Here is a 20,017-nt window from a genome sequence, read left to right as displayed (position 1 = left end):
AAAAGGAAATAAAAATGAAAATCTATAAAAAAATATTTTTAAGTTTACCAATTGCAATGGCTCCGATTGGTATTGTAGCTTGTGCAAAGCCAGAGCAGCCATCACAGCCAAGCACACAACCTGCACAGCCAAGCACACAACCTGCACAACCTAGTGACCAACCTGCACAACCAAGCACACAACCTGCACAACCAAGCACACAACCTGCACAACCTAGTGACCAACCTGCACAACCAAGCACACAACCTGCACAACCTAGTGACCAACCTGTAGAGCCTTCTGGCGAAAATAATCAATCAACAAATGAGACAAAAGAAATAATCGAACTTCCTGAACCAAGAGGTGATAAAGAAAGAACTAAAAATTCTCGAAAAAGTAAAATAGGTTTTTCTGGTATTGCTTTGCTAGGCGAAAATCAAGTGGACTTAGCGAACAATAACGATGAGCTTGCTGTAAAGTTTAGATATTCAGTAATATTTAAAGATGATGAATCTAATCCAGTTACAATAGAGACAGGAAATATACCGAATAATGCAGGTTTAAAACTAATTGTTAAAAAAAATAATGATGGTAATTTGGTATTTTCACCATCAGAAGACCCGAATTTGCGCCCTACACTTTTTACATCATAAAAAGATAATAATAAAGTGATTAAAAACGTAAAGGAATATACTGTTACTCATGTTGAAATAAAAGGCAACTGATTAGAAATTCAAAATCCTAGAAAAATAGTTGTAAATGATTTTTTGAATTCAGCTTTGAAAATGGTTGATACATACAAAAAAGATAATAAATTGTATATTGAATTTAATAATGACTTATCTAAATTTGAATTAAATAACATTTTAGTTTCGCTTGTTGAAAGAGGGGCTCAATATGATCCTTTCAATTTTAACTCAAGAGTCAATAAAGATAATGTAGTCAATACATTTAAAACAAAAAAAGATCAAGAAATTAATTCGAATATATTAGAAATTGATTTAACTCAAGAATTTAGAAGTAAAAATAATGGTAAAGATGTCTTGCTTGTAAGCCTTACTTTAACTAACAATGAATCAACATACAGTTTTGATTTAAAAAGAGCAACAAGAACAGATGTTTTAATAGAATTGTAAAAAAATTAGCAACAAAATTATAATGTTGCTAATTTTTTTATTATTATGCTATAATTTATATATGCAACAAAGATTGAATAAGAAAATAGAACCTATTTTAAAATGAACTGTTCTTTCATATATAGAAGATGGGCTTCCTATTAGTAGTTCTAACTTAATAAATAAGTATAGTAATGAAATACAATGTTCAAGTGCAAAAATAAGATACATAATGAATGAGCTTGAACAATTAGGTTTTTTACAAAAATCACATAATTCAAGCGGTAGAACACCAACTGTGCAAGGCCTTAATTATTATGCAAAGTTTTTATCTAAATCTTGAGAAGATAAAATGAGACATAAAATAAATGAAGTTTTAAAACAGAAACACTCAGAAATAGATAATACAGTTGAAACAGCTGCTAATATAATAACAGAGATTACTGGAATTACTTTAGTAACGAACGAGATTACAAAAGATGCACTATTAAAAAGCATTGATATAGTTCCTTTCGAAAGAAATAAAGCTACAGTTGTTTTGGTTATTTCAACAGGTGAAGTTTTTTCAAAAATAATTTCTTTTGCCAAAGAAATTGATGGGAATGACTTAAAAGTGGCTGTTAGAATTTTTAAAGAAAGATTGATAGATTCGCCTTTAAAAGAATTATCAGATAGAGTTATTTTACTCAAAGATATTTTGGCTCAATCAGTAAACAATTATCAATCTATACTTGATTCTATAGTAAATCAAGTGTTTAATAGCTATCTTAAACAAGAAAGAAACAATAAAAAAATATATGGAAAAAATAACATTATTTTAAGTGATCAAATACAAAGAGAAGACTTAAATAATCTTATTCAATTAGTTGAAAAACATTCAGTGTGAGAAAAAATTCAAGAACAAGCTGATAAAAACGAGAATATTAAAATTGCAGTAGATTCATCTGGTACATATATGTCAAAAAGAATTGAAAGTGATTCAAAAATAACAGAAATATCTGTTGTTGGAGCAATGAATTCGGATTTTGATGCAATGAAAACTGCTATAAATGTACTTGATAAAATTTTGAAAGAAATAAATAATAAATAGGAGAAAACATGACTAATATAAAGATTAAACACAATGACATTTTAAAAGCAAATTTTAAATTAATTATCGAGGATGCTATTATTAGTGAATATTCAAATAAATATGAGATAGTTGTTGGGAAAAATGAATATTTACCTGGTTTTGATGATTATCTTAATGGAAGAAAAATAAAAGACAATTTAGAAATTAAATTCAGTTTTCCTAAAAACTATTCAATAAGAGATTTTGCTGGTAAAAAAGCAATTGTCGAGATATCAGAAATTGTTTTATTAGAAAATAATTCATCAAAAACAAATGATGATGAATTAAAGAAAAAAATAGCTGAACTTGAAGCGAAATTATCATTAAAAGAATTAGAAATTATAAAATTATCTGAAGCATATAAATCAAAAGCAAATGAGTTTGGTTCTAAAACACAAGAAAAAATCGAACAAATTACTAATGAATATAAAGAAAAGTTAGATCAAGAAAAAAAAGAGATCAAAAAATATGCTTTACAAAGTTTTGCAGAGGACTTTGCGATACCGTATAATAATTTTATTAGTGCAATAAAGGCTGGTGAAAATTCTCAAAGTGCAGAGGTAAATAATTATGTCTACGGATTTAATATTGTCGCAAAACAATTTGAAAGTTTGTTGAATGATAATAATATCCAGTTAATTAAACCTGAAATAAATTCAGAATTTGATCCTGCTCTCCAAGAAGTTGTTGATTTTAAAGAATCTGAGGAATCTAACAATAAAATAATTAAAGTTATTAGATACGGATTTTCTTTGAATGGAAGAGTAATAGTACCTTCATCAGTAGTTTTATCTAAAAAAATTAGCAATTAAATGTTTTGACTGCTAAAAATTATGTTATAATTATATTAGTTGCAAGTAAAGCAACTTAATAATTTAGAAAGTTTTAATATTTTTTAATAAGGAGAATGAAATGGCAAAAGAAATAGTATTAGGAATTGATTTAGGTACTACAAACTCAGTAGTATCAATTATAGAAGGTAAAAATCCAGTTGTTTTAGAAAATCCAAATGGAAAAAGAACAACTCCATCAGTAGTTGGGTTTAAAAATGGAGAAATAATAGTTGGGGATGTGGCAAAACGTCAAGTTGAAACAAACCCTAACACAATTAGTTCAATCAAGAGATTGATGGGTACTGATAAAACAGTTCACGCAAATAATAAAGATTATAAACCGGAAGAAGTTTCAGCAATGATACTTTCATATATGAAAGAATATGCTGAAGCAAAATTAGGACAAAAAGTTACTAAAGCAGTTATTACTGTTCCAGCTTACTTCGATAACGCAGAACGTGAAGCGACAAAAATAGCAGGTAAAATTGCTGGATTAGATGTTTTAAGAATTATTAATGAACCAACGGCAGCTGCCTTAGCATTTGGTTTGGAAAAAACAGACAAATCAATGAAGGTTTTAGTATATGATCTTGGTGGTGGAACATTTGACGTTTCTGTATTAGAATTAGAAGACGGAACATTTGAAGTACTTTCTACAAGTGGTGATAACCACCTAGGTGGAGATGATTGAGATAATGAAATTGTTAAATGAATTTCAAATCAAATCAAGAAAGAACACAATTACGATGTTTCAAATGATAAAATGGCTAAAGCAAGATTAAAAGAAGCTGCTGAAAAAGCTAAGATAGATCTTTCAAGTCAATCAGTTGCAACAATAAACTTACCATTCTTGGCTGTTACAGAAAACGGACCACTAAATGTTGAACTAGAATTAAAACGTAGTGAATTTGAATCTATGACTTCACACTTATTGGACAGAACAAGAAAACCAATTGAAGATGCATTAAGAGAAGCAGGGATTACATCAAAAGACTTGCATGAAGTATTATTAGTAGGTGGTTCAACAAGAATGCCTGCAGTTCAAGACATGGTAAAAAGAACTTTAGGAAAAGAACCAAACCGTTCAATTAACCCTGACGAAGTTGTTTCAATTGGAGCAGCTATACAAGGTGCTGTTTTAGCTGGTGACATTGATGATATTTTATTACTAGATGTTACACCTTTAACATTAGGGATTGAAACAATGGGAGGAATCGCAACACCATTAATCGCTAGAAATACTACAATACCTGTTACAAAAAGTCAAATTTTCTCAACAGCAGCAGATAACCAAACAGAGGTTACAATTAGAGTTGTGCAAGGTGAAAGACAAATGGCTTCAGATAATAAATTACTTGGGCAATTTAATTTAGGCGGAATTGAGCCTGCTCGTAGGGGTGAACCTCAAATTGAAGTTAGTTTTTCAATTGATGTTAACGGTATTACTACTGTAACAGCAAAAGATTTAAAAACAAACAAAGATGCAACTATAACAATTTCAAACTCATCAAAATTATCAGAAGATGAAATTCAAAAAATGATAAAAGAAGCTGAAGCTAATAAAGAAGCTGACGCAAAACGTAAAGAAGAAGCAGAAACTTTAGTTAGAGCTGAATCATTAATTGATCAAATTAAAAAAGCTAATGCTGAACAAGGTGATAAACTTGATCCTAAATCAAAAGAAGAATCAGAAAAATTGATAAATGAATTACAAGAACTAATTAATAAAAAAGATATTCCAGCATTAAAAACAAAACTAGATGAAGTAGAGAATATGATGCATAATTTTGCGAACTACGCCGCTCAACAAAATGCAAAAAATGAAAATAATTCATCACCTGAGGAAGAAACTGCAACAGTTGTAGAAGAATAAAATTTAATAATTTTCAAACATATACATTTATTTGTATATGTTTTTTTATAATGTCAATACATAATTATTTAGGAAATATTTTCATCTTTTTTATCACAAAATCTTTTTATATAAAATATAAGTGATCAATAAAAATAATTTCTTTTTCAGAACCGTAATTATAATCTTGTAATTGTCTCTGTGCATCACCATGCAACTACAAAAAAATCTATAGTTTTATAATTAGCAAAAAAATATTATAATATAAACATAATGAATTTGATTGAATTATTCGAAATGCAAAAAAGACTTGATAAAGAAATTGATAAAAAAAGAGAAAACATATGCCCTAACTTGAATAAAAAAGAAATTATATTGCAAAGATTAATTGCTTTAATAGTTGAGGCAGGAGAATTTATAAACGAAGTTCAATCTTTTAAATATTGAAAACAAAACAAGAATCAAGTTAAACGAAAGATACTTGAAGAATTTGCTGACTTATTACATTTTTTTATAACTTTATCTTATGAACATAATGTATCACCACAATTTACACCTATAAAGAATGAATACAACGATATCAATATTCAATTTAAAAATTTATTTATAAGTATAACTGACATAATGAAGGATACTAATAAAGAAACTATTAAAAAAGCTTTTGAAATTGCGCTTGGAAGTTTTTTGATGTTGGGTTATAATTATGGTGAATTATTTCAAGCTTATTTTTTAAAGAATCAAACAAACTATAAAAGATTGTATAGCAATTATTAATTGTTATACATTTATGCCTTAGTGGTGGAATGGTAGACGCTGCGGACTCAAAATCCGCTGGAGAAATCCGTGCAGGTTCAAGTCCTGTCTAAGGCACCAAAATTTAATGATACACTATTGTGTATTTTTTTATTTCTTTCTGCATTTAGGTCTTTTATTTTCTAAAAAAAAGATTAAAATATAATCACTTAGTATTCAGAAATAGTAAAGGAGTAAAATGGATAAAAAATACGAAAAATTAGCTAAAAGATTAGATCATTATATGTCAATCGAAGCTATATCAAGATTTGAAGAACCTGTTGCAGAAAGTTTAAGAAATGGTATTAAAAATGGGGCCTTTGAAATTTCAAGAGATAAATTAGGATCAATAATTTTTTATAAAAAATCTAAAAAAGCTAATGCTCCAAAAGTTATGCTGGCAGCTCACATGGATGAAGTTGGTTATATGGTTAGAACAATCAAGGATAATGGTAATTTAATGGTGACACCAATAGGTGGAATTTGACCTTCAACTGTTATTGGAACAAAAGCAACCGTAGTTTCATCAGAAACAAATGAAAGATTTTATGGTGTATTTGGTCACACAAGTATACATATTATTTCTGATGAGAAATATAAATCAGCAATGAAAAACGATGAATTATACGTAGATTTAGGGTTTTCTTCAAAAAAGGAAGTTGAAGAAAACAAAATCAATATTGGTGATAAGATTTTTATGAGCGGAGAAACTATTGAGTTAAAAAATAATCTTATTGGCGGAAAAGCAATGGATAATAGAGCTGGTGTAACAGCTTTAGAGTTTATTGCTAATAATATTGCTGATATTGATCTAGGTTGTGATGTTTATTTAGTAGGAACTGTGCAAGAAGAAGTAGGAACAAGAGGAGCTAGAACATCTGTTCAAATAATTAATCCAGATATTGCTTTTGCTGTAGATACCGGGGCAGCACACGATACTACTGGCGCAATAGAAGGTACACCTGTTTTAGGTAAGGGAGTAAGTATATTAGTAAAAGATGGTGGCACATTACCTGATCCTAAACTAATTAATTATTTATTTGAAATATCTAAAAATAAAAATATTCCAGCATACAAATACGTAGCAGCTGGTGGCGGTACTGATGCAGCTGAATTACAATATGCTCCCGGTGGATCATCTGTAATGACTATCTCAATACCTCAAAGATATTTACATAGCCCAATTGGTGTGGCTTCGTTATTAGATATTCAAGCAACAATTGATTTAATGTCAGAATTTATAAAGGATTTAACACCAGAGACATATAAAGAAAAAATTTCTTATAAATAATTAACATAGGTTTTCCTATGTTTTTTATTATTCATAAATAAACAAAAATATTAAAAAGTTATTTTTTTATCTATTTTTGTTTATTTTTATAACTTTTTACTTTTTTATGTATAATTTTCCTGTCTAAACAAATTAATAAACAATATATTTAAGGAGAAATATGAAAGAATTTGACGTTGTAGTTTTGGGTGCTGGTCCTGGTGGATACAGTTTAGCAAATATTCTATCTTCAAATGGAAAAAAAGTTGCATTAATTGAAAGAAAACATTTTGGTGGAACGTGTGTTAATGAAGGATGTATTTCAACAAAAACATTAATTAAAAGTGCAAAAGTTTTAGAAACATTGAAACATTCAAAAGAATACGGTATTTTAACTAAGGATGCAGATTTTGATTTACAAGAAATTCAAAACAGAAGACAAGTAAATAAAGAAATTTTGAATGGAGCAATTAAAGCCTCAATTGAAAATGCAGGTGTTGAAATTTTCTTTGGTGAAGGTGAAGTTATTGACAAAAATACTTTATCAGTTAATGGAGAAATGATTAAAACAGATAAACTTGTATTAGCTACAGGCGCAAGAAGTAGAGATTTGGACATCGAAGGATATAAAGATTCTAAATCTAAAGGGTTTATTATTGACTCAACTGATGCTTTATATTTAAACAAAAAACCTGAATCATTTACAATAATAGGTTCAGGTCCAGTTGGACTTGAGTTCGCATACTTTTATTCTACTTTAGGTTCAAAAGTGACAATTTTAGAAGCAGGAAAATTTATGAATAACTTTGACATTGATCTTCAAGAAACTGTTAAGTCATACTTCATAAAAAGAAATGTTAATATAATTGAAAATGCGAAAATAGAAAAATTTATTGGAAATAATATTGAATTTGAAGTTAATGGCAAAAAAGGATCATTGTTATCAGAAAAAATTCTTGTTGCCGCAGGAAGAGTAGCTAATAATGATTCGTTTAAATCACTTAATTTAGAACTAAACAAAAATGGTTCTGTAAAAGTTAACAATAAAATGGAAACTAGTGTTAAAGGTGTATATGCTTTAGGTGATGTAACCGGAATTTTAATGCTTTCAACGGTTGCTTATAAAACAGCTGATATTATTGCGAAGGAAATTTTAAAACAAAATTCAGAAGGTGAAATATTCGAAGCAAAGCAAATTCCTTGATCAGTTTATTTAAATCCGGAATTCTCGGGTGTTGGATTTACTGAACAAGAATTAAAATCAAGAAATATTGAATTTAATATTATAAAAATACCTACATCAGCACTTCCAAGAGCTTATGCAGATAACTTAGAAAAAGAACTTGGATTCATTAAATTTTTGGTTTCTAAAAACGATGGCCAAATACTAGGTTCATTTATGTTTGCAGAAGGTTCACATTTAATTATTAACGAAATAGCACTAGCTATTTCAAACAAGATTTCGTTTATGGATTTGCAAAAAAATCCATTTACTCACCCGACTGTAGCTGAAGCAGTTTATTACGGTTCAAGAAATTATGTATTTTCGAAAAAGTAAATTCAAAAATAGCAGGCAATAATTACCTGCTATTTTTATAAAAAATGAATAAAAATATCTTATTATATATGGAAAGTTTAATTCCACAAACAAATATCTTGATGCTCAAGATTCAGCACTTTTTACCTATTTTTTTCATCATTTTGAATATATAATTTTCATCTACAAACTGAAAGGAAATTAAATGAAAAATATTAAAAAAATAATGTTACTTGGAAGTTTATTACCTATAACTTTTTCAGTATCTTGCACAACTTCGAAAGCAACAAATGTAAATAAAAAAGAAGCTGAGAACAAAACAAATGAGGAATCAAAGGATAGCTCTATTGTTTCTAACGATGGTAGTACTGAAAAAGTTGCTAAAGACAACAAAACAAATGAGACACCAAAAGAAGAAACAAATAATCATAATATTGAAAATAATGAAAAAGAAGTTATAAATAACGAAGAAAATAAAGTTTCGATAGATTATACAAAATATGAAAATGCATTTATTTTATCCACAAGCGAAAAAGTTGGTGATTTATTTGATAATCAAATAAAGGTTAAGTATAAAAATGGTTTAACTAACAATTCTTTAAAAATGCAAATATATGGGTTAAGAACGGATCCTACTAAAGATGTTAGAGAAAATATTTATCTAGCCGTAGAAAGAAGTTATAAAAAAGGCGTTGCTAAAGAAAATCACGCAATCTTATTTATTAAAAAAGAAATAGAACCAAGAGATTTAAAATGAACAAGTGATGAAGAAAAACATTTTGAGGCTACTTTTAATAGTGAAACAAGAATTTTAGAAATTCAATATAAAGTAGGATCACAAGTTTTTACCCAAAACATTAAAATAGAAAATAAAAAATAAAGGTTTAACCTTTATTTTTTATCATTTTCTTCACTTAATTGTCTTAAGATTTGATCAATTTTTGACCCTGTCTCTGTAACTTCATCAATGTAAAATCTTACTTCAGGAACCTTTCTTCAATCTAAAGATTTTGCTAAAACTTTTCTAACATATGATGAGGCATTATTTAAAGCGATAATTCCTTTTTGTTCATTACCGGATAAAGTGACAAAAACTTTTACTAAACCTAAATCCGATGATAATTTTACATCCATTACTACAGGATCAATAACATTAACATTATTTAAATCGTGAGCCAAAACACTAGCTATTAGTTGTTGAATTTGTGTTTCTTTTTTTCTTAAAGTAATTTGATTCATACATTAATTATACACGCATTTTTATTCATTTAAAGATATAAAAAATTGCTATTTAAATTTAAATATTTTTTTCTATTATAAGAATAAAAAAGTAATACAATAATATATAGCAAAGCACATAGGAGAAATTTTATGACTCAATTTTTAAAGAAATACGAAATACTATTTTGGTTTTTATTTCTTATTATTAGTCTACTATTTATTATATTGGAAATAATAGGAATTAATCTTTTTCTTGGTTTTGCGATAGGCTCACTATTATCTTATGTTTTATTTAAAATGACTGCTATAAGCTATTTTAAATTGTTTAAGGAAAAAAAGAAAATTTATCTTATTCTTGTTCCTTTTAAAATGCTTATTTTTTTTATTTTATTAAGTGGAATTACATTTTTTATAAAAGAAATTAATGTTACTCACCTAAAAAACGAAAATGTAAGTTGAGTTAACGGAAGAATTAATTTTATAACGTTTGCATTTTCCCTTTCTTTTTCAGGTCTCATTATATTAAGCCATAAAATAATAGATAAAATAAAAATATTTAAAAAATACAGGAGGGCCCATGAATGAACTTAACAAATCATTGTGAGAATGAAGACAGCCACAATTAATTTCTTTAATTGTAACTGTTTTGATTGTTTTTGTTATTTCCCTGTTAGTTTACTTCAAAGTTAAGAAGACAAAAGCCAATGAGGCTTCAAAAGGAATTGTTCAAATTGCTGAAGCTTACGTAGGATCTGTAGAAAAAACTTTTGAAGCTGTAGCAGGTCCAGAAAAGTTAAAAATAACAAGATTTTACATTTTGACATTAGGTACATTTTTACTTGTAGGTAATGCGGTAGCTATGTTTGGTTTAGAACCAATCGCAACATCATATTCAATACCTTTTACTTTGGCTTTATTGACATGAATGGGTGTTATGGTTATCGGTAGCATATACGGTAAATGAAAATTTTATAGAAATCTTCTTTTACCTACTGAATTAGTTGGAAAATTTTCTATTATTGTTTCTTTAAGTTTTCGTATTTATGGAAACATTATAGGTGGTTCGTCAATTTTAGCAATTGCTTATATAACTGGTGGTATTCTTTGACAAAAAATATTTTCAGTTGCACCAGGAAATGAATGGCATTTTCTTGCAATTATTCTTACACCATTTTTACATTTTTATTTCGATATATTCGGATCTACATTGCAAGCATTTATTTTTGCGTTGCTAACATCTGTTTATTGAGTTTCTGAAGTTTCAGAAGCCCCATCCAAAAAAACAAATTCAAACAAAAAAGTTTTATTTAAAAACTGATCAAGAAAAAAAGTAGAAGCTATTTATTAGGAGAAAATTATGTTTACAGAAATTTCAAATTTATTACAAGAAACAGCGACAAGTTCAACAACAACAGAAACAGCTAAACAAGCTGCAGAAAATAATGTTGGATTATTAGCTGTAGGAGCCGGTATTGCGGCAATAGGAGTTTTAGGAGCCGGAGTTGGTCAAGGATATGCGGCCGGTAAAGCTTGTGAAGCAGTTGGTAGAAACCCTGAAGCTGAATCTAAAATTCGTACAATGCTAATTATCGGTGCTGGTATTGCCGAAACTACTGCTATTTATGCATTACTTATTGCCTTAATAATCTTATTTGCTAAATAATTAAAGAGAAAATAATGATTTATTTTAATGAAGCTAGTTCATCTTCAAGTGTGAGCCAACAATTTGGAACAAAATTTGAAGAACTTTTTAAAGGTTTATTTCCAAGTATACCGATGATGATAGCGACTATTATTGCTTTTATAATTGTTTTTATATCATTATTCTACTTTGTTTATAAACCTATAAAGAAATTAATGAAAGATCGTCAAGATTTTATTCAAAATAATATTGACGATTCTATTAAAAATAAAGAAGATAGTATCGCAAGATTAAATGATGCAAATGCAAGTTTAAAAAATGCTCATACACAAGCAGATCAAATTATTACTCAAGCAAAAATTAAAGCAGAAAAAGTTGCTGAAGTTTATGTTCATAATGCTAAAGTTGAATCAAAACGTATTTTAGATGAAACAGCAGTTGACATAGCTAATCAACAAAGACAATTTGATTTTAACTCTAAAAAATATGTCGTTCAAATTGCGACAGAAATGGCAAAAAAAATTCTAAAAAAAGAAATTAGCAAAGAAACTCAAGACTCTTTAATACTTGAATATTTAAATTCAGATAAGACAGTTGAGGAACTATAATGTTACGAAAAACTCATGCATCAGCATATGCTGTTGCAATATTTGATTTAGTTCAAGAAGAGAATAAATTTGCTAAATTGGAATCTGAGTTTGAATTATTAAAAGATTTAATTAATAATCAACCAGAATTTATAGATTATTTAAAAAATGATACTATTCCGGAAAGTGCAAGATTAGAAACTATCGATTTAGCATTTAAAGACTTTGATTGAATAGTTATCAATAGTTTGAAAGTAATAGTTCAAAGAAAGGCAACAAGCTTTTTAAAAAAAATAATCATTGAGTATTTAAAATTATCTAATAAAGAATTAAAAATCAGATATATCGATGTTATTTCAGCATTTCCATTAACTAATACTCAGTTAGAACAAATTAAAGACAAACTTCAAAAAACAACACGGAGAACTATTAAAATCACCAATCACATTGATAAATCATTGATTAGTGGATTTAAAATTGTTTCAAGAACAGAGGTTCTTGAATTAAACTACAATAAAGAGTTAGAAAAACTTAAAAATCAAATTATTTGAAAAAAAGAGGAGGTATAATGTCTATAAAACTAGATGATATTTCTGAAATCATTAAAGAACGTATTAAAAACATAGGTAATAAAGTTGATCGTTCTGAAATTGGGCGTGTAGTCTCAGTTGGTGATGGTATCGCAATTGTTTCAGGTCTTGAAAAAGTAAAATATAGCGAAGTAGTAAGCTTTGGCACTGGTGTTTATGGTATAGCATTAAACTTAGAAGAAGAAACAGTTGGTGTCGCTCTATTAGGAGATGCATACTCAGTTTCAGAAGGTGACACGGTTTCTAGAACTGGACAAGTTATTTCGGTGCCTGTCGGAGATGAAATGCTTGGACGTGTTGTAGATGCGCTCGGTATAGCTATTGACGGTAAAGGTTCTATAAACACTAACAAAACTTCAGAAATTTTTAAAACAGCTTCTGGTGTTATGTCTAGAAAAGAGGTTAACCAACCTTTAGAAACGGGTATTTTAGCAATTGACACAATGATTCCTATTGGAAAGGGTCAACGTGAATTAATTATTGGTGATAGACAAACAGGTAAAACAGCTATCGCCATTGATACAATAATCAACCAAAAAGGTAAAAACGTTAAGTGTGTATATGTTGCAATAGGTCAAAAAAATTCTACAGTGGCTCAAATTGTTCAAAAATTATCAGATACACAAGCGCTTGAATATACAACCATAGTAGTGGCGGGTGCTAGTGAATTAGCTCCGCAACAATATATTGCCCCATATACAGGGATAACAATTGCTGAAGAGTGAATGAAAAAAGGTCAAGATGTTTTAATTGTTTATGATGACCTTTCTAAACATGCTATTGCATATAGAACTCTATCATTACTTATAAGAAGACCTCCTGGCAGAGAAGCTTATCCTGGTGACGTTTTTTACCTTCATTCTCAACTATTAGAACGTGCAGCAAGGCTTAATGAACAATATGGTGGTGGATCAATAACTGCTTTACCAATCATAGAAACACAGCAAGGTGATATAAGTGCATATATCCCAACAAATGTTATTTCAATAACAGATGGACAAATCTTCACAAAAGAAAGTCTTTTCAATTCAGGACAAAGACCCGCTGTAGATATAGGGTTCTCAGTTTCTCGTGTTGGTTCTGCTGCACAAACAAAAGCTATGAAACAAGTGGTTGGTTCACTTAAATTGGAATTAGCTCAATATAATGAAATGCAAGCTTTTGCACAATTTGGATCAGACTTAGATGATTCAACAAAATCAATATTAGATCATGGATCTAAGGTGTACAGATTACTTAAACAAGAACAATATTTCCCTATTGCTCAAAATATTCAAGCAATTATTTTAGTAGGTGTTAAGGAAAGAATAATTAACCCACTTCCGATTGATAAAATTATTGCATTTAGAGATCAAATAATTGAATGAGCAACAAGAGATAGTGTTGGGTTTAGTATTGCGTCTAGAATAAAAGAAAATGGTAATATATCACAAGAAGATTATGCAGTGATCGAACAACAACTTGTACAATTTGTTAAATCAATTATTTCTGTTATCCCTAATTACGATGCAAGATTGTATAAACCATTGCCTAAGAAGTACCTAGGAAATGATAATGCCTAATCTAAATGGATTAAAAAATAGAATTCAAGTAATTTCAAACACTGAAAAAATAACGAATGCAATGGAACTTGTTTCTACATCAAAACTTAGAAGATTAAGAAATGAGTTTTTAAATATTCAGTCATATCAAAACACTCTTTCTAATATTTTTGATGATTTAATGAATAACATTGAAATAAATAAGTTTCATTCAATATTTCCGAAAAATAATTCAAAGTCAAAATTATTTATTGTTATAACAAGTGATTTAGGTCTTTGTGGTTCATATAATCACAATCTATTTAAGTTATTAAATGAAACTATAACTAAAGAAGACAAAATTATTATTGTAGGGTCAAAGGGTGTTGGGCTAGTGAAAACATCAAAATTAAAAGAACAAGTTATTAAATCTATTTCTAATATTGGTGATAAATTATCATATGATATTAGTTCATCTTTAATTAAAACTGCACTAGATTTATATTTAGATAATAAAATAAGTGAGATAAATTTAATTTACACAGAATTTATAAACAATTTAACACAAGAAGCTGTTTCTAAAAAAATATTCCCATTCGAAATTAAAAAAAATAAAGAAGCAAAGAAAAATAATCAAGTATTAGAATTCGAACCTGATGCTGAAACAGTTTTACTTAATTCAGTTCCGCTTTTCCTTACAAGCACACTTTATAGTTTAAGTTTTAGTTCAAAAATTTCTGAAATGGCTTCAAGAAGAAATGCCATGGAAAACGCAACAAATAATGCTTCTGAACTTATAAAAGAACTTAAACTCGAATTTAATAGAGAACGTCAAGGAATTATTACACAAGAAATAACTGAGATAGTTTCTGGAGCTGACGCAACTTAAAAAACAAAAAAGGAGTAATTTTATGATTAGAAATGAAGGTACAATTGTTCAAATATTAGGACCAGTTGTAGATGTGCGTTTCCAAGAGGGTAAACTACCTAAACTATTAAATGCACTTACAGTAGATTTTGATGGAAAAACTTACACATTTGAAGTTGCTCAACATATTGGTGATGATACTGCAAGAACAATAGCTATGGGTGATGTGAATGGTTTACAAAGAGGGCTAGTTGTTCTCGACACAGGCGCTCCAATTAAAGTTCCAGTGGGTGAAGCTGTTTTAGGAAGAATGTTTGATGTTTTAGGTAACCCAATTGATGAAATGCCAATTGACTCTGATGTTCCTAGATCTTCAATTCACGCACCATCTCCATCATATGAAGAACAAAAAACATCATCAGAGATTTTAGAAACAGGAATTAAAGTTATAGATTTATTAATCCCATATGCAAAGGGTGGTAAAATTGGTCTTTTCGGTGGTGCTGGTGTTGGAAAAACTGTTTTAGTTCAAGAGTTGATTAATAATATAGCAACTCAGCACAATGGTTTATCGGTTTTCGCTGGTGTTGGTGAAAGAACTAGAGAAGGAAACGATTTATACCATGAAATGAAATCAGCAGGAGTTTTAGATAAAACAGCATTAGTTTTCGGACAAATGAATGAATCTCCTGGGGCTCGTATGAGAGTTGCTCTTAGTGGATTAACTATGGCTGAATATTTTAGAGATAAACAAAATCAAGATGTTTTATTATTTATTGATAATATATTCAGATTTACACAAGCTGGTTCAGAAGTTTCTGCTTTACTAGGTCGTATGCCATCAGCTGTGGGTTATCAACCTACTCTAGCAACCGAAATGGGGGCATTACAAGAAAGAATTACATCAACACGTCGTGGATCTATTACTTCTGTTCAGGCTGTATATGTTCCTGCCGATGATTTAACAGACCCTGCTCCCGCAACAACATTTACTCACTTAGATGCAAAAACGGTTCTTGATAGAGGTATTGCATCATTAGGTATTTATCCAGCTATTGATCCATTAAACTCTTCTTCAAGATTATTGGATCCATTAGTTGTTGGTGCTGAACACTATGATGTAGCACAAGCTGTTATTTCTATTTTGCAAAGATTTAAAGAGTTGCAAGATATTATTGCAATATTAGGTATGGGTGAACTTAGTGAAGAAGATAAAAACATTGTTGCTAGAGCTCGTAGAATTAGAAACTTTTTATCACAGCCTTTCACGGTTGCTGAAAAATTCTCTGGTATCAAAGGTGCATATGTTCCTATTGCGGATACAATTAGAAGTTTTAAATTAATTCTTTCAGGTGACTTTGATGAATATCCAGAAGACTTGTTTAGATACGCAGGAAGCATTGAAGATGTTATTGAAAGATATGATAAAACAAAAGAAACTCGCTAATGGCAAATAAAACACATTTAATAATCACTATTCCAAGCGGCATCTTTTATGAGGGTGATGTTGAAATTGTTACCTTAAAAACCGCTACCGGTTATATGGGTATTCAAGCTAATAAATCACCTATTTTTTCAAGTATAGACTTAGGGACTCTAACTATTGGTTGAAATAATGATGAAAATTCTGAAAAATACTATATTGGAGGCGGATTAGTTTATGCAGGCGGCTCTAAAATCAATATTATTACAGATGATATAATAAAAGTTTCGGATATTGATTTAAAAAGAGCACAAGAGGAAAAAGCTGCATTAGAAAAAGCTATTTCTGAATCTAACAAAGATAATGTTGATATTGCTAAATTAGAAACAAAACTTAAAAAAACATTATTCAGAATTGAAGCATGCACTTATTTGAATAACAAATAAAATAATATAAAATATTATATGAAAGGAATAAAATGGCGAACTTATATAATAATAGAGAAAACCAAAATCCAGAAGGATTTAATCCTTTTGTGGATAATACACAAATTAATGTTAAAACATCTGTATTAACTACTGTTGTCTTTTGAATATTTGGACTTATAATTTTTTCAGGAATATACTTTTTAGTTAAAAGAAATAAATTTTTAAGATCACAGAACTATATTAATGAAGCTGCTTCATCGATTGATGTTCAGTTAGCTAAAAGATCAGATACATTAATCAAACTTTATGACGTTGTTAAATCACATAAAGAATTTGAAAAAGAAACATTCTCAGAAATTGCAAAACTTAGAACTATGCAAATGTCAGGGAATTACTCAAATGCACAAAGACAAGAGCTTGAACAACTTAATAGCTCTGTTTTAGGTAGATTAATTGCAGTTTCAGAAAATTACCCTGAACTCAAATCATCAGAATCATACAAAAATCTAATGGAGCAAATAGTTTATCTAGAAAGAGAAATTGCTGCAGCACGTAGATTATATAACTCAAATGTTACTGCATTTAATTCCGAAATTTTTACACTTCCAGCAAGTGTAGTTGCTTCATCAATGCATTTATCTACTTTCCCACTTTTCCAAGCTTCTAATAAACAAAGAGAATATGTTTCAATGAAAAACTTATAAAAAACTATGCACTATTTAAGTGTTAGTTTTTTTATTGTTCATTTTTAAATAAAAATTAATTAAAAAGTATGGAAAATAAATATCAAATACAATTGTCGCCATGAGATTGCTCATTATACGTTTTTAACAAGTATTTAAGCATAAAAAAATATGATGAGATACCGATAGAAGAATTGAAGTTTAAGTCAATATATAATGAAAAAGGCATTGAACTAAAGAATTTTGAAAGTTTAATAAATTATTATGGGTTCAAAATAAACGTTTATTCTGTAAAAATAGAGGAATTACATTCTATTGATGGTAATGAATTTCCGTTTGCATCAATAATTAAAATAAACGATACCGACAAGCATATGGTCTTAGTTTTAAAAATTGATAAAAAGACATTATGATATTATGACCCAAATTATGGCACCGTTATAAAGAAAGATGTTGAGGAATTTAAAAAAGTTTATGAAAATGTTTGTATTGAATTCATTAAAGAAAATTTTTATAATGAAAAAGAGAAAAACCTTGTTTTTCAAAAGAAAACATTTTCTTTAAACAATATTTTCAAAATTGATAAATATAAAATTATTTGTTTTACAATATTATTATTTGAACTGCTCTTTTTAATATCTATACCATTTATTAATAAAAGGATAATTAATATAATTATTTTATACAAATTGAAAAATGAATTAATTTTAATTTCTAGCATTCTTATTACTTCAATTTTATTTATTTATCTAATCCAGAAAGTTGCCTTTAAAATATCTAAAAAATTTTATTTAAAGGAAACCAGCAATGAAATTTTTAAAATCTTACAATCATTTCAAAATTCTAATACTTTATTAATATTAAACATGCCTAATATAGAAATCAAGAATCGCTTAGCTAACTTATTTGAAGTTATTTATATTTCACAAACATTTCTGCCGAATTTATTAATTAACTTAATATCCTTTTGTATATCGTTTTTGGTACTGAAAGCAATCAACACACAGTTATTAATTCTGTTATTCGTTATTATTTGCATCATTTTAATTATCAATTATCTTAAAAAAATAATAATTGATAAAAATTATTTAAAATTAATTAATGATTCATATTTATTGGACAAAAACATGGAGACTTATATAAACTCTTTAAAAGAATTTCATAATACATTTTTAGTTAATAATATTTTGAATAAGTGAAACATAAAAAAAGATAACTTTGAAAAAACCTTAAACAATTACGAAAATAATATTAATCAAATAGATTATCTTGAAAATCTTTTTGAAATTTACACTCCACTTTTAGTTAGTGTTGTAGGTGTAATAGAAGTTTGAAATCAAAGGTTAGAAATATCTAATTTTGTATACTTTTTGACTTCAATTAATTTATTCATAAAACCTATAAAAGGACTATTTAGTAATTTTAACAACTACTTAACTTTTAATAAGAAGGCAAAAACTTTAGATATTTTTGAAATGTTTGATAAGTCAAATCAAGAATACCCAAACTTTAAAAATGAAAGAATTGATTCGATACAATTATCTTATGCTGAATTTGGATATTCTTTGAATAAAGTTCCATTGATTAATGTTGATAGACTAGTTTTTAAAGATAAAAACATAATTAAAGGAGCTAATGGAACAGGAAAAAGTACGTTAGCTAAGATATTATCTGGAAGTATAAAACTAAATAAAGGTGAAATTTTCGTAAATGAAAAGATATCAAATCTTTTTTACAATTTGCCACTAAAAGAAAAAATTTATTATGTTAATTCAGACTTAAGTTCATTGCAAATTAGTATAAAAGAATTTTTAGGGGTTTTAGATGAAGACATGTTTTTTGATTTATTAAAACGAAAAAATCTTCTTAACTTAAATACTTTAATGAATTTACCAAAAGAGAATTTCTTAGATTTAGATTTTTCATCTTTATCAAAGGGACAAACTTCGTATATTAAAACGTTAAAAATATTTTTAGCTGATTATGATGTAGTTATATTCGACGAAACGTTTGAAAATATCGATGAAAATATATTTAATGAGTACTCTAAAGTCCTACAATCAGAACTATCGAACAAATTAGTAATTGAAATTAGCCATAGCAAAAAGTTTATTTTTGAAGAAATAGCAAAAGCAATAACTTTGAATCATGAAAATATTGAAAAATAATTTTGCTAATTTCATTTTAATAATTCTTTTGCTAATATCTTTTGGATTATTCTTGTTTTTTATTACACAACTTAGAACTTACGATTACTTTGCTGTCATTGTCAAGAAAGAAAGGGATGAGATTTATATTTCTAATATTAATCTAGATAAAATTCTTGACAAAAAAGTGAACCTATTTATTAATGTTGATGATAAGCTATCTAGATATGAAATTTTAATAGATAATAAACTTACTGAAGATGGGATTCTGATTAAAAGCTTACCATTAATCAATTCGTTAGAAAAAAATAACATTTATTCTATTCAAGCCTATATCTCAGTTGAAAAAGAAATATTCATGTCAAGAATTTTAAACCTAATTAAAACAATAACAAATAATTAAGACTCAGTTTATTTTT

The 20,017-nt window shown here is 28.0% G+C and carries 22 protein-coding genes and 1 tRNA gene; 22 read left to right on the top strand and 1 reads right to left on the bottom strand.

Translation table 4 applies throughout. The features are described 5' to 3' along the window. Positions 1-14: 14 nt before the first annotated feature. The 10 genes from AXW82_RS03720 (at position 15) to AXW82_RS01805 (ending at position 9,369) form a co-directional block, all read left to right on the top strand. Positions 15-632, top strand: coding sequence for a transporter (locus AXW82_RS03720; protein WP_223212170.1), 618 nt, complete (start codon positions 15-17; stop codon positions 630-632). Between the two features lie 15 nt (positions 633-647). After that, on the top strand, positions 648-1,115 hold the full coding sequence (locus AXW82_RS03715; RefSeq protein ID WP_004794550.1) for a hypothetical protein: 468 nt from the start codon (positions 648-650) through the stop codon (positions 1,113-1,115). Positions 1,116-1,176: 61 nt separating this feature from the next. Beyond that, the gene (locus AXW82_RS01840) at positions 1,177-2,184 is read left to right on the top strand and encodes a heat-inducible transcriptional repressor HrcA (protein WP_004794552.1); all 1,008 of its coding nucleotides are present in this window, start codon (positions 1,177-1,179) and stop codon (positions 2,182-2,184) included. 8 nt (positions 2,185-2,192) lie between these two features. Next, positions 2,193-3,017: a nucleotide exchange factor GrpE gene (gene grpE, locus AXW82_RS01835; RefSeq protein WP_004794553.1), complete on the top strand. Its 825-nt coding sequence runs from the start codon at positions 2,193-2,195 to the stop codon at positions 3,015-3,017. 100 nt (positions 3,018-3,117) lie between these two features. After that, the gene (gene dnaK / locus AXW82_RS01830) at positions 3,118-4,911 is read left to right on the top strand and encodes a molecular chaperone DnaK (RefSeq protein ID WP_004794554.1); all 1,794 of its coding nucleotides are present in this window, start codon (positions 3,118-3,120) and stop codon (positions 4,909-4,911) included. A 252-nt stretch (positions 4,912-5,163) separates the two neighbouring features. Further along, entirely contained in the window at positions 5,164-5,664 is a 501-nt protein-coding gene (locus AXW82_RS01825; protein ID WP_004794556.1) for a dUTP diphosphatase, read from the top strand. A gap of 15 nt (positions 5,665-5,679) precedes the next feature. Continuing rightward, a tRNA-Leu gene (locus AXW82_RS01820) sits at positions 5,680-5,763 on the top strand. Between the two features lie 118 nt (positions 5,764-5,881). Further along, the gene (locus AXW82_RS01815; RefSeq protein ID WP_004794558.1) at positions 5,882-6,973 is read left to right on the top strand and encodes a M42 family metallopeptidase; all 1,092 of its coding nucleotides are present in this window, start codon (positions 5,882-5,884) and stop codon (positions 6,971-6,973) included. Between the two features lie 160 nt (positions 6,974-7,133). After that, positions 7,134-8,510: a dihydrolipoyl dehydrogenase gene (locus tag AXW82_RS01810; RefSeq protein ID WP_004794559.1), complete on the top strand. Its 1,377-nt coding sequence runs from the start codon at positions 7,134-7,136 to the stop codon at positions 8,508-8,510. A 184-nt stretch (positions 8,511-8,694) separates the two neighbouring features. Then, complete coding sequence (locus tag AXW82_RS01805) at positions 8,695-9,369, top strand: hypothetical protein (RefSeq protein ID WP_004794562.1); 675 nt, start codon at positions 8,695-8,697, stop codon at positions 9,367-9,369. 11 nt (positions 9,370-9,380) lie between these two features. Here AXW82_RS01805 and rbfA read toward each other — a convergent pair whose 3' ends face one another. Then, positions 9,381-9,728, bottom strand: a complete 348-nt coding sequence (rbfA, locus tag AXW82_RS01800) for a 30S ribosome-binding factor RbfA (RefSeq protein ID WP_004794564.1) — start codon at positions 9,726-9,728, stop codon at positions 9,381-9,383. Positions 9,729-9,935: 207 nt separating this feature from the next. Between rbfA and AXW82_RS01795 the strand changes: the two genes are divergently transcribed. The 12 genes from AXW82_RS01795 (at position 9,936) to AXW82_RS01740 (ending at position 20,001) form a co-directional block, all read left to right on the top strand. Beyond that, positions 9,936-10,301, top strand: coding sequence for a hypothetical protein (locus tag AXW82_RS01795; protein WP_237076665.1), 366 nt, complete (start codon positions 9,936-9,938; stop codon positions 10,299-10,301). Further along, positions 10,288-11,058, top strand: a complete 771-nt coding sequence (locus tag AXW82_RS01790) for a F0F1 ATP synthase subunit A (RefSeq protein WP_004794567.1) — start codon at positions 10,288-10,290, stop codon at positions 11,056-11,058. Before AXW82_RS01795 ends, AXW82_RS01790 begins: the two co-directional genes overlap by 14 nt. Before the next feature lie 102 nt (positions 11,059-11,160). Then, positions 11,161-11,373: an ATP synthase F0 subunit C gene (gene atpE / locus AXW82_RS01785; protein WP_174259473.1), complete on the top strand. Its 213-nt coding sequence runs from the start codon at positions 11,161-11,163 to the stop codon at positions 11,371-11,373. A gap of 14 nt (positions 11,374-11,387) precedes the next feature. After that, positions 11,388-11,960, top strand: a complete 573-nt coding sequence (gene atpF, locus AXW82_RS01780; RefSeq protein WP_004794571.1) for a F0F1 ATP synthase subunit B — start codon at positions 11,388-11,390, stop codon at positions 11,958-11,960. Continuing rightward, a complete protein-coding gene (gene atpH / locus AXW82_RS01775; RefSeq protein ID WP_004794573.1) occupies positions 11,960-12,508 on the top strand; it encodes an ATP synthase F1 subunit delta in 549 nt (182 codons plus the stop codon). The genes atpF and atpH overlap by 1 nt, the downstream gene beginning before the upstream one ends. Continuing rightward, complete coding sequence (atpA, locus tag AXW82_RS01770) at positions 12,508-14,091, top strand: F0F1 ATP synthase subunit alpha (RefSeq protein ID WP_004794575.1); 1,584 nt, start codon at positions 12,508-12,510, stop codon at positions 14,089-14,091. Before atpH ends, atpA begins: the two co-directional genes overlap by 1 nt. Then, complete coding sequence (gene atpG, locus AXW82_RS01765) at positions 14,084-14,938, top strand: ATP synthase F1 subunit gamma (protein ID WP_004794577.1); 855 nt, start codon at positions 14,084-14,086, stop codon at positions 14,936-14,938. The genes atpA and atpG overlap by 8 nt, the downstream gene beginning before the upstream one ends. A gap of 22 nt (positions 14,939-14,960) precedes the next feature. Beyond that, the gene (atpD, locus tag AXW82_RS01760; RefSeq protein ID WP_004794579.1) at positions 14,961-16,364 is read left to right on the top strand and encodes a F0F1 ATP synthase subunit beta; all 1,404 of its coding nucleotides are present in this window, start codon (positions 14,961-14,963) and stop codon (positions 16,362-16,364) included. Further along, positions 16,364-16,786, top strand: coding sequence for an ATP synthase F1 subunit epsilon (gene atpC, locus AXW82_RS01755; RefSeq protein WP_004794582.1), 423 nt, complete (start codon positions 16,364-16,366; stop codon positions 16,784-16,786). The genes atpD and atpC overlap by 1 nt, the downstream gene beginning before the upstream one ends. Before the next feature lie 32 nt (positions 16,787-16,818). After that, entirely contained in the window at positions 16,819-17,472 is a 654-nt protein-coding gene (locus tag AXW82_RS01750; protein ID WP_004794583.1) for a LemA family protein, read from the top strand. Between the two features lie 68 nt (positions 17,473-17,540). Then, complete coding sequence (locus AXW82_RS01745) at positions 17,541-19,619, top strand: Mbov_0121 family peptidase domain-containing ABC transporter (protein WP_004794585.1); 2,079 nt, start codon at positions 17,541-17,543, stop codon at positions 19,617-19,619. After that, on the top strand, positions 19,600-20,001 hold the full coding sequence (locus tag AXW82_RS01740) for an MAG1140 family protein (RefSeq protein WP_004794587.1): 402 nt from the start codon (positions 19,600-19,602) through the stop codon (positions 19,999-20,001). The genes AXW82_RS01745 and AXW82_RS01740 overlap by 20 nt, the downstream gene beginning before the upstream one ends. Positions 20,002-20,017 lie beyond the last annotated feature (16 nt).

Source organism: Mycoplasmopsis canis PG 14 (assembly GCF_001553195.1).
GTDB lineage: Bacteria > Bacillota_I > Bacilli_A > Mycoplasmatales > Metamycoplasmataceae > Mycoplasmopsis > Mycoplasmopsis canis.
Note: the sequence above shows the minus strand (reverse complement) of the source record. Positions and strands in the feature narration are given on the sequence as shown.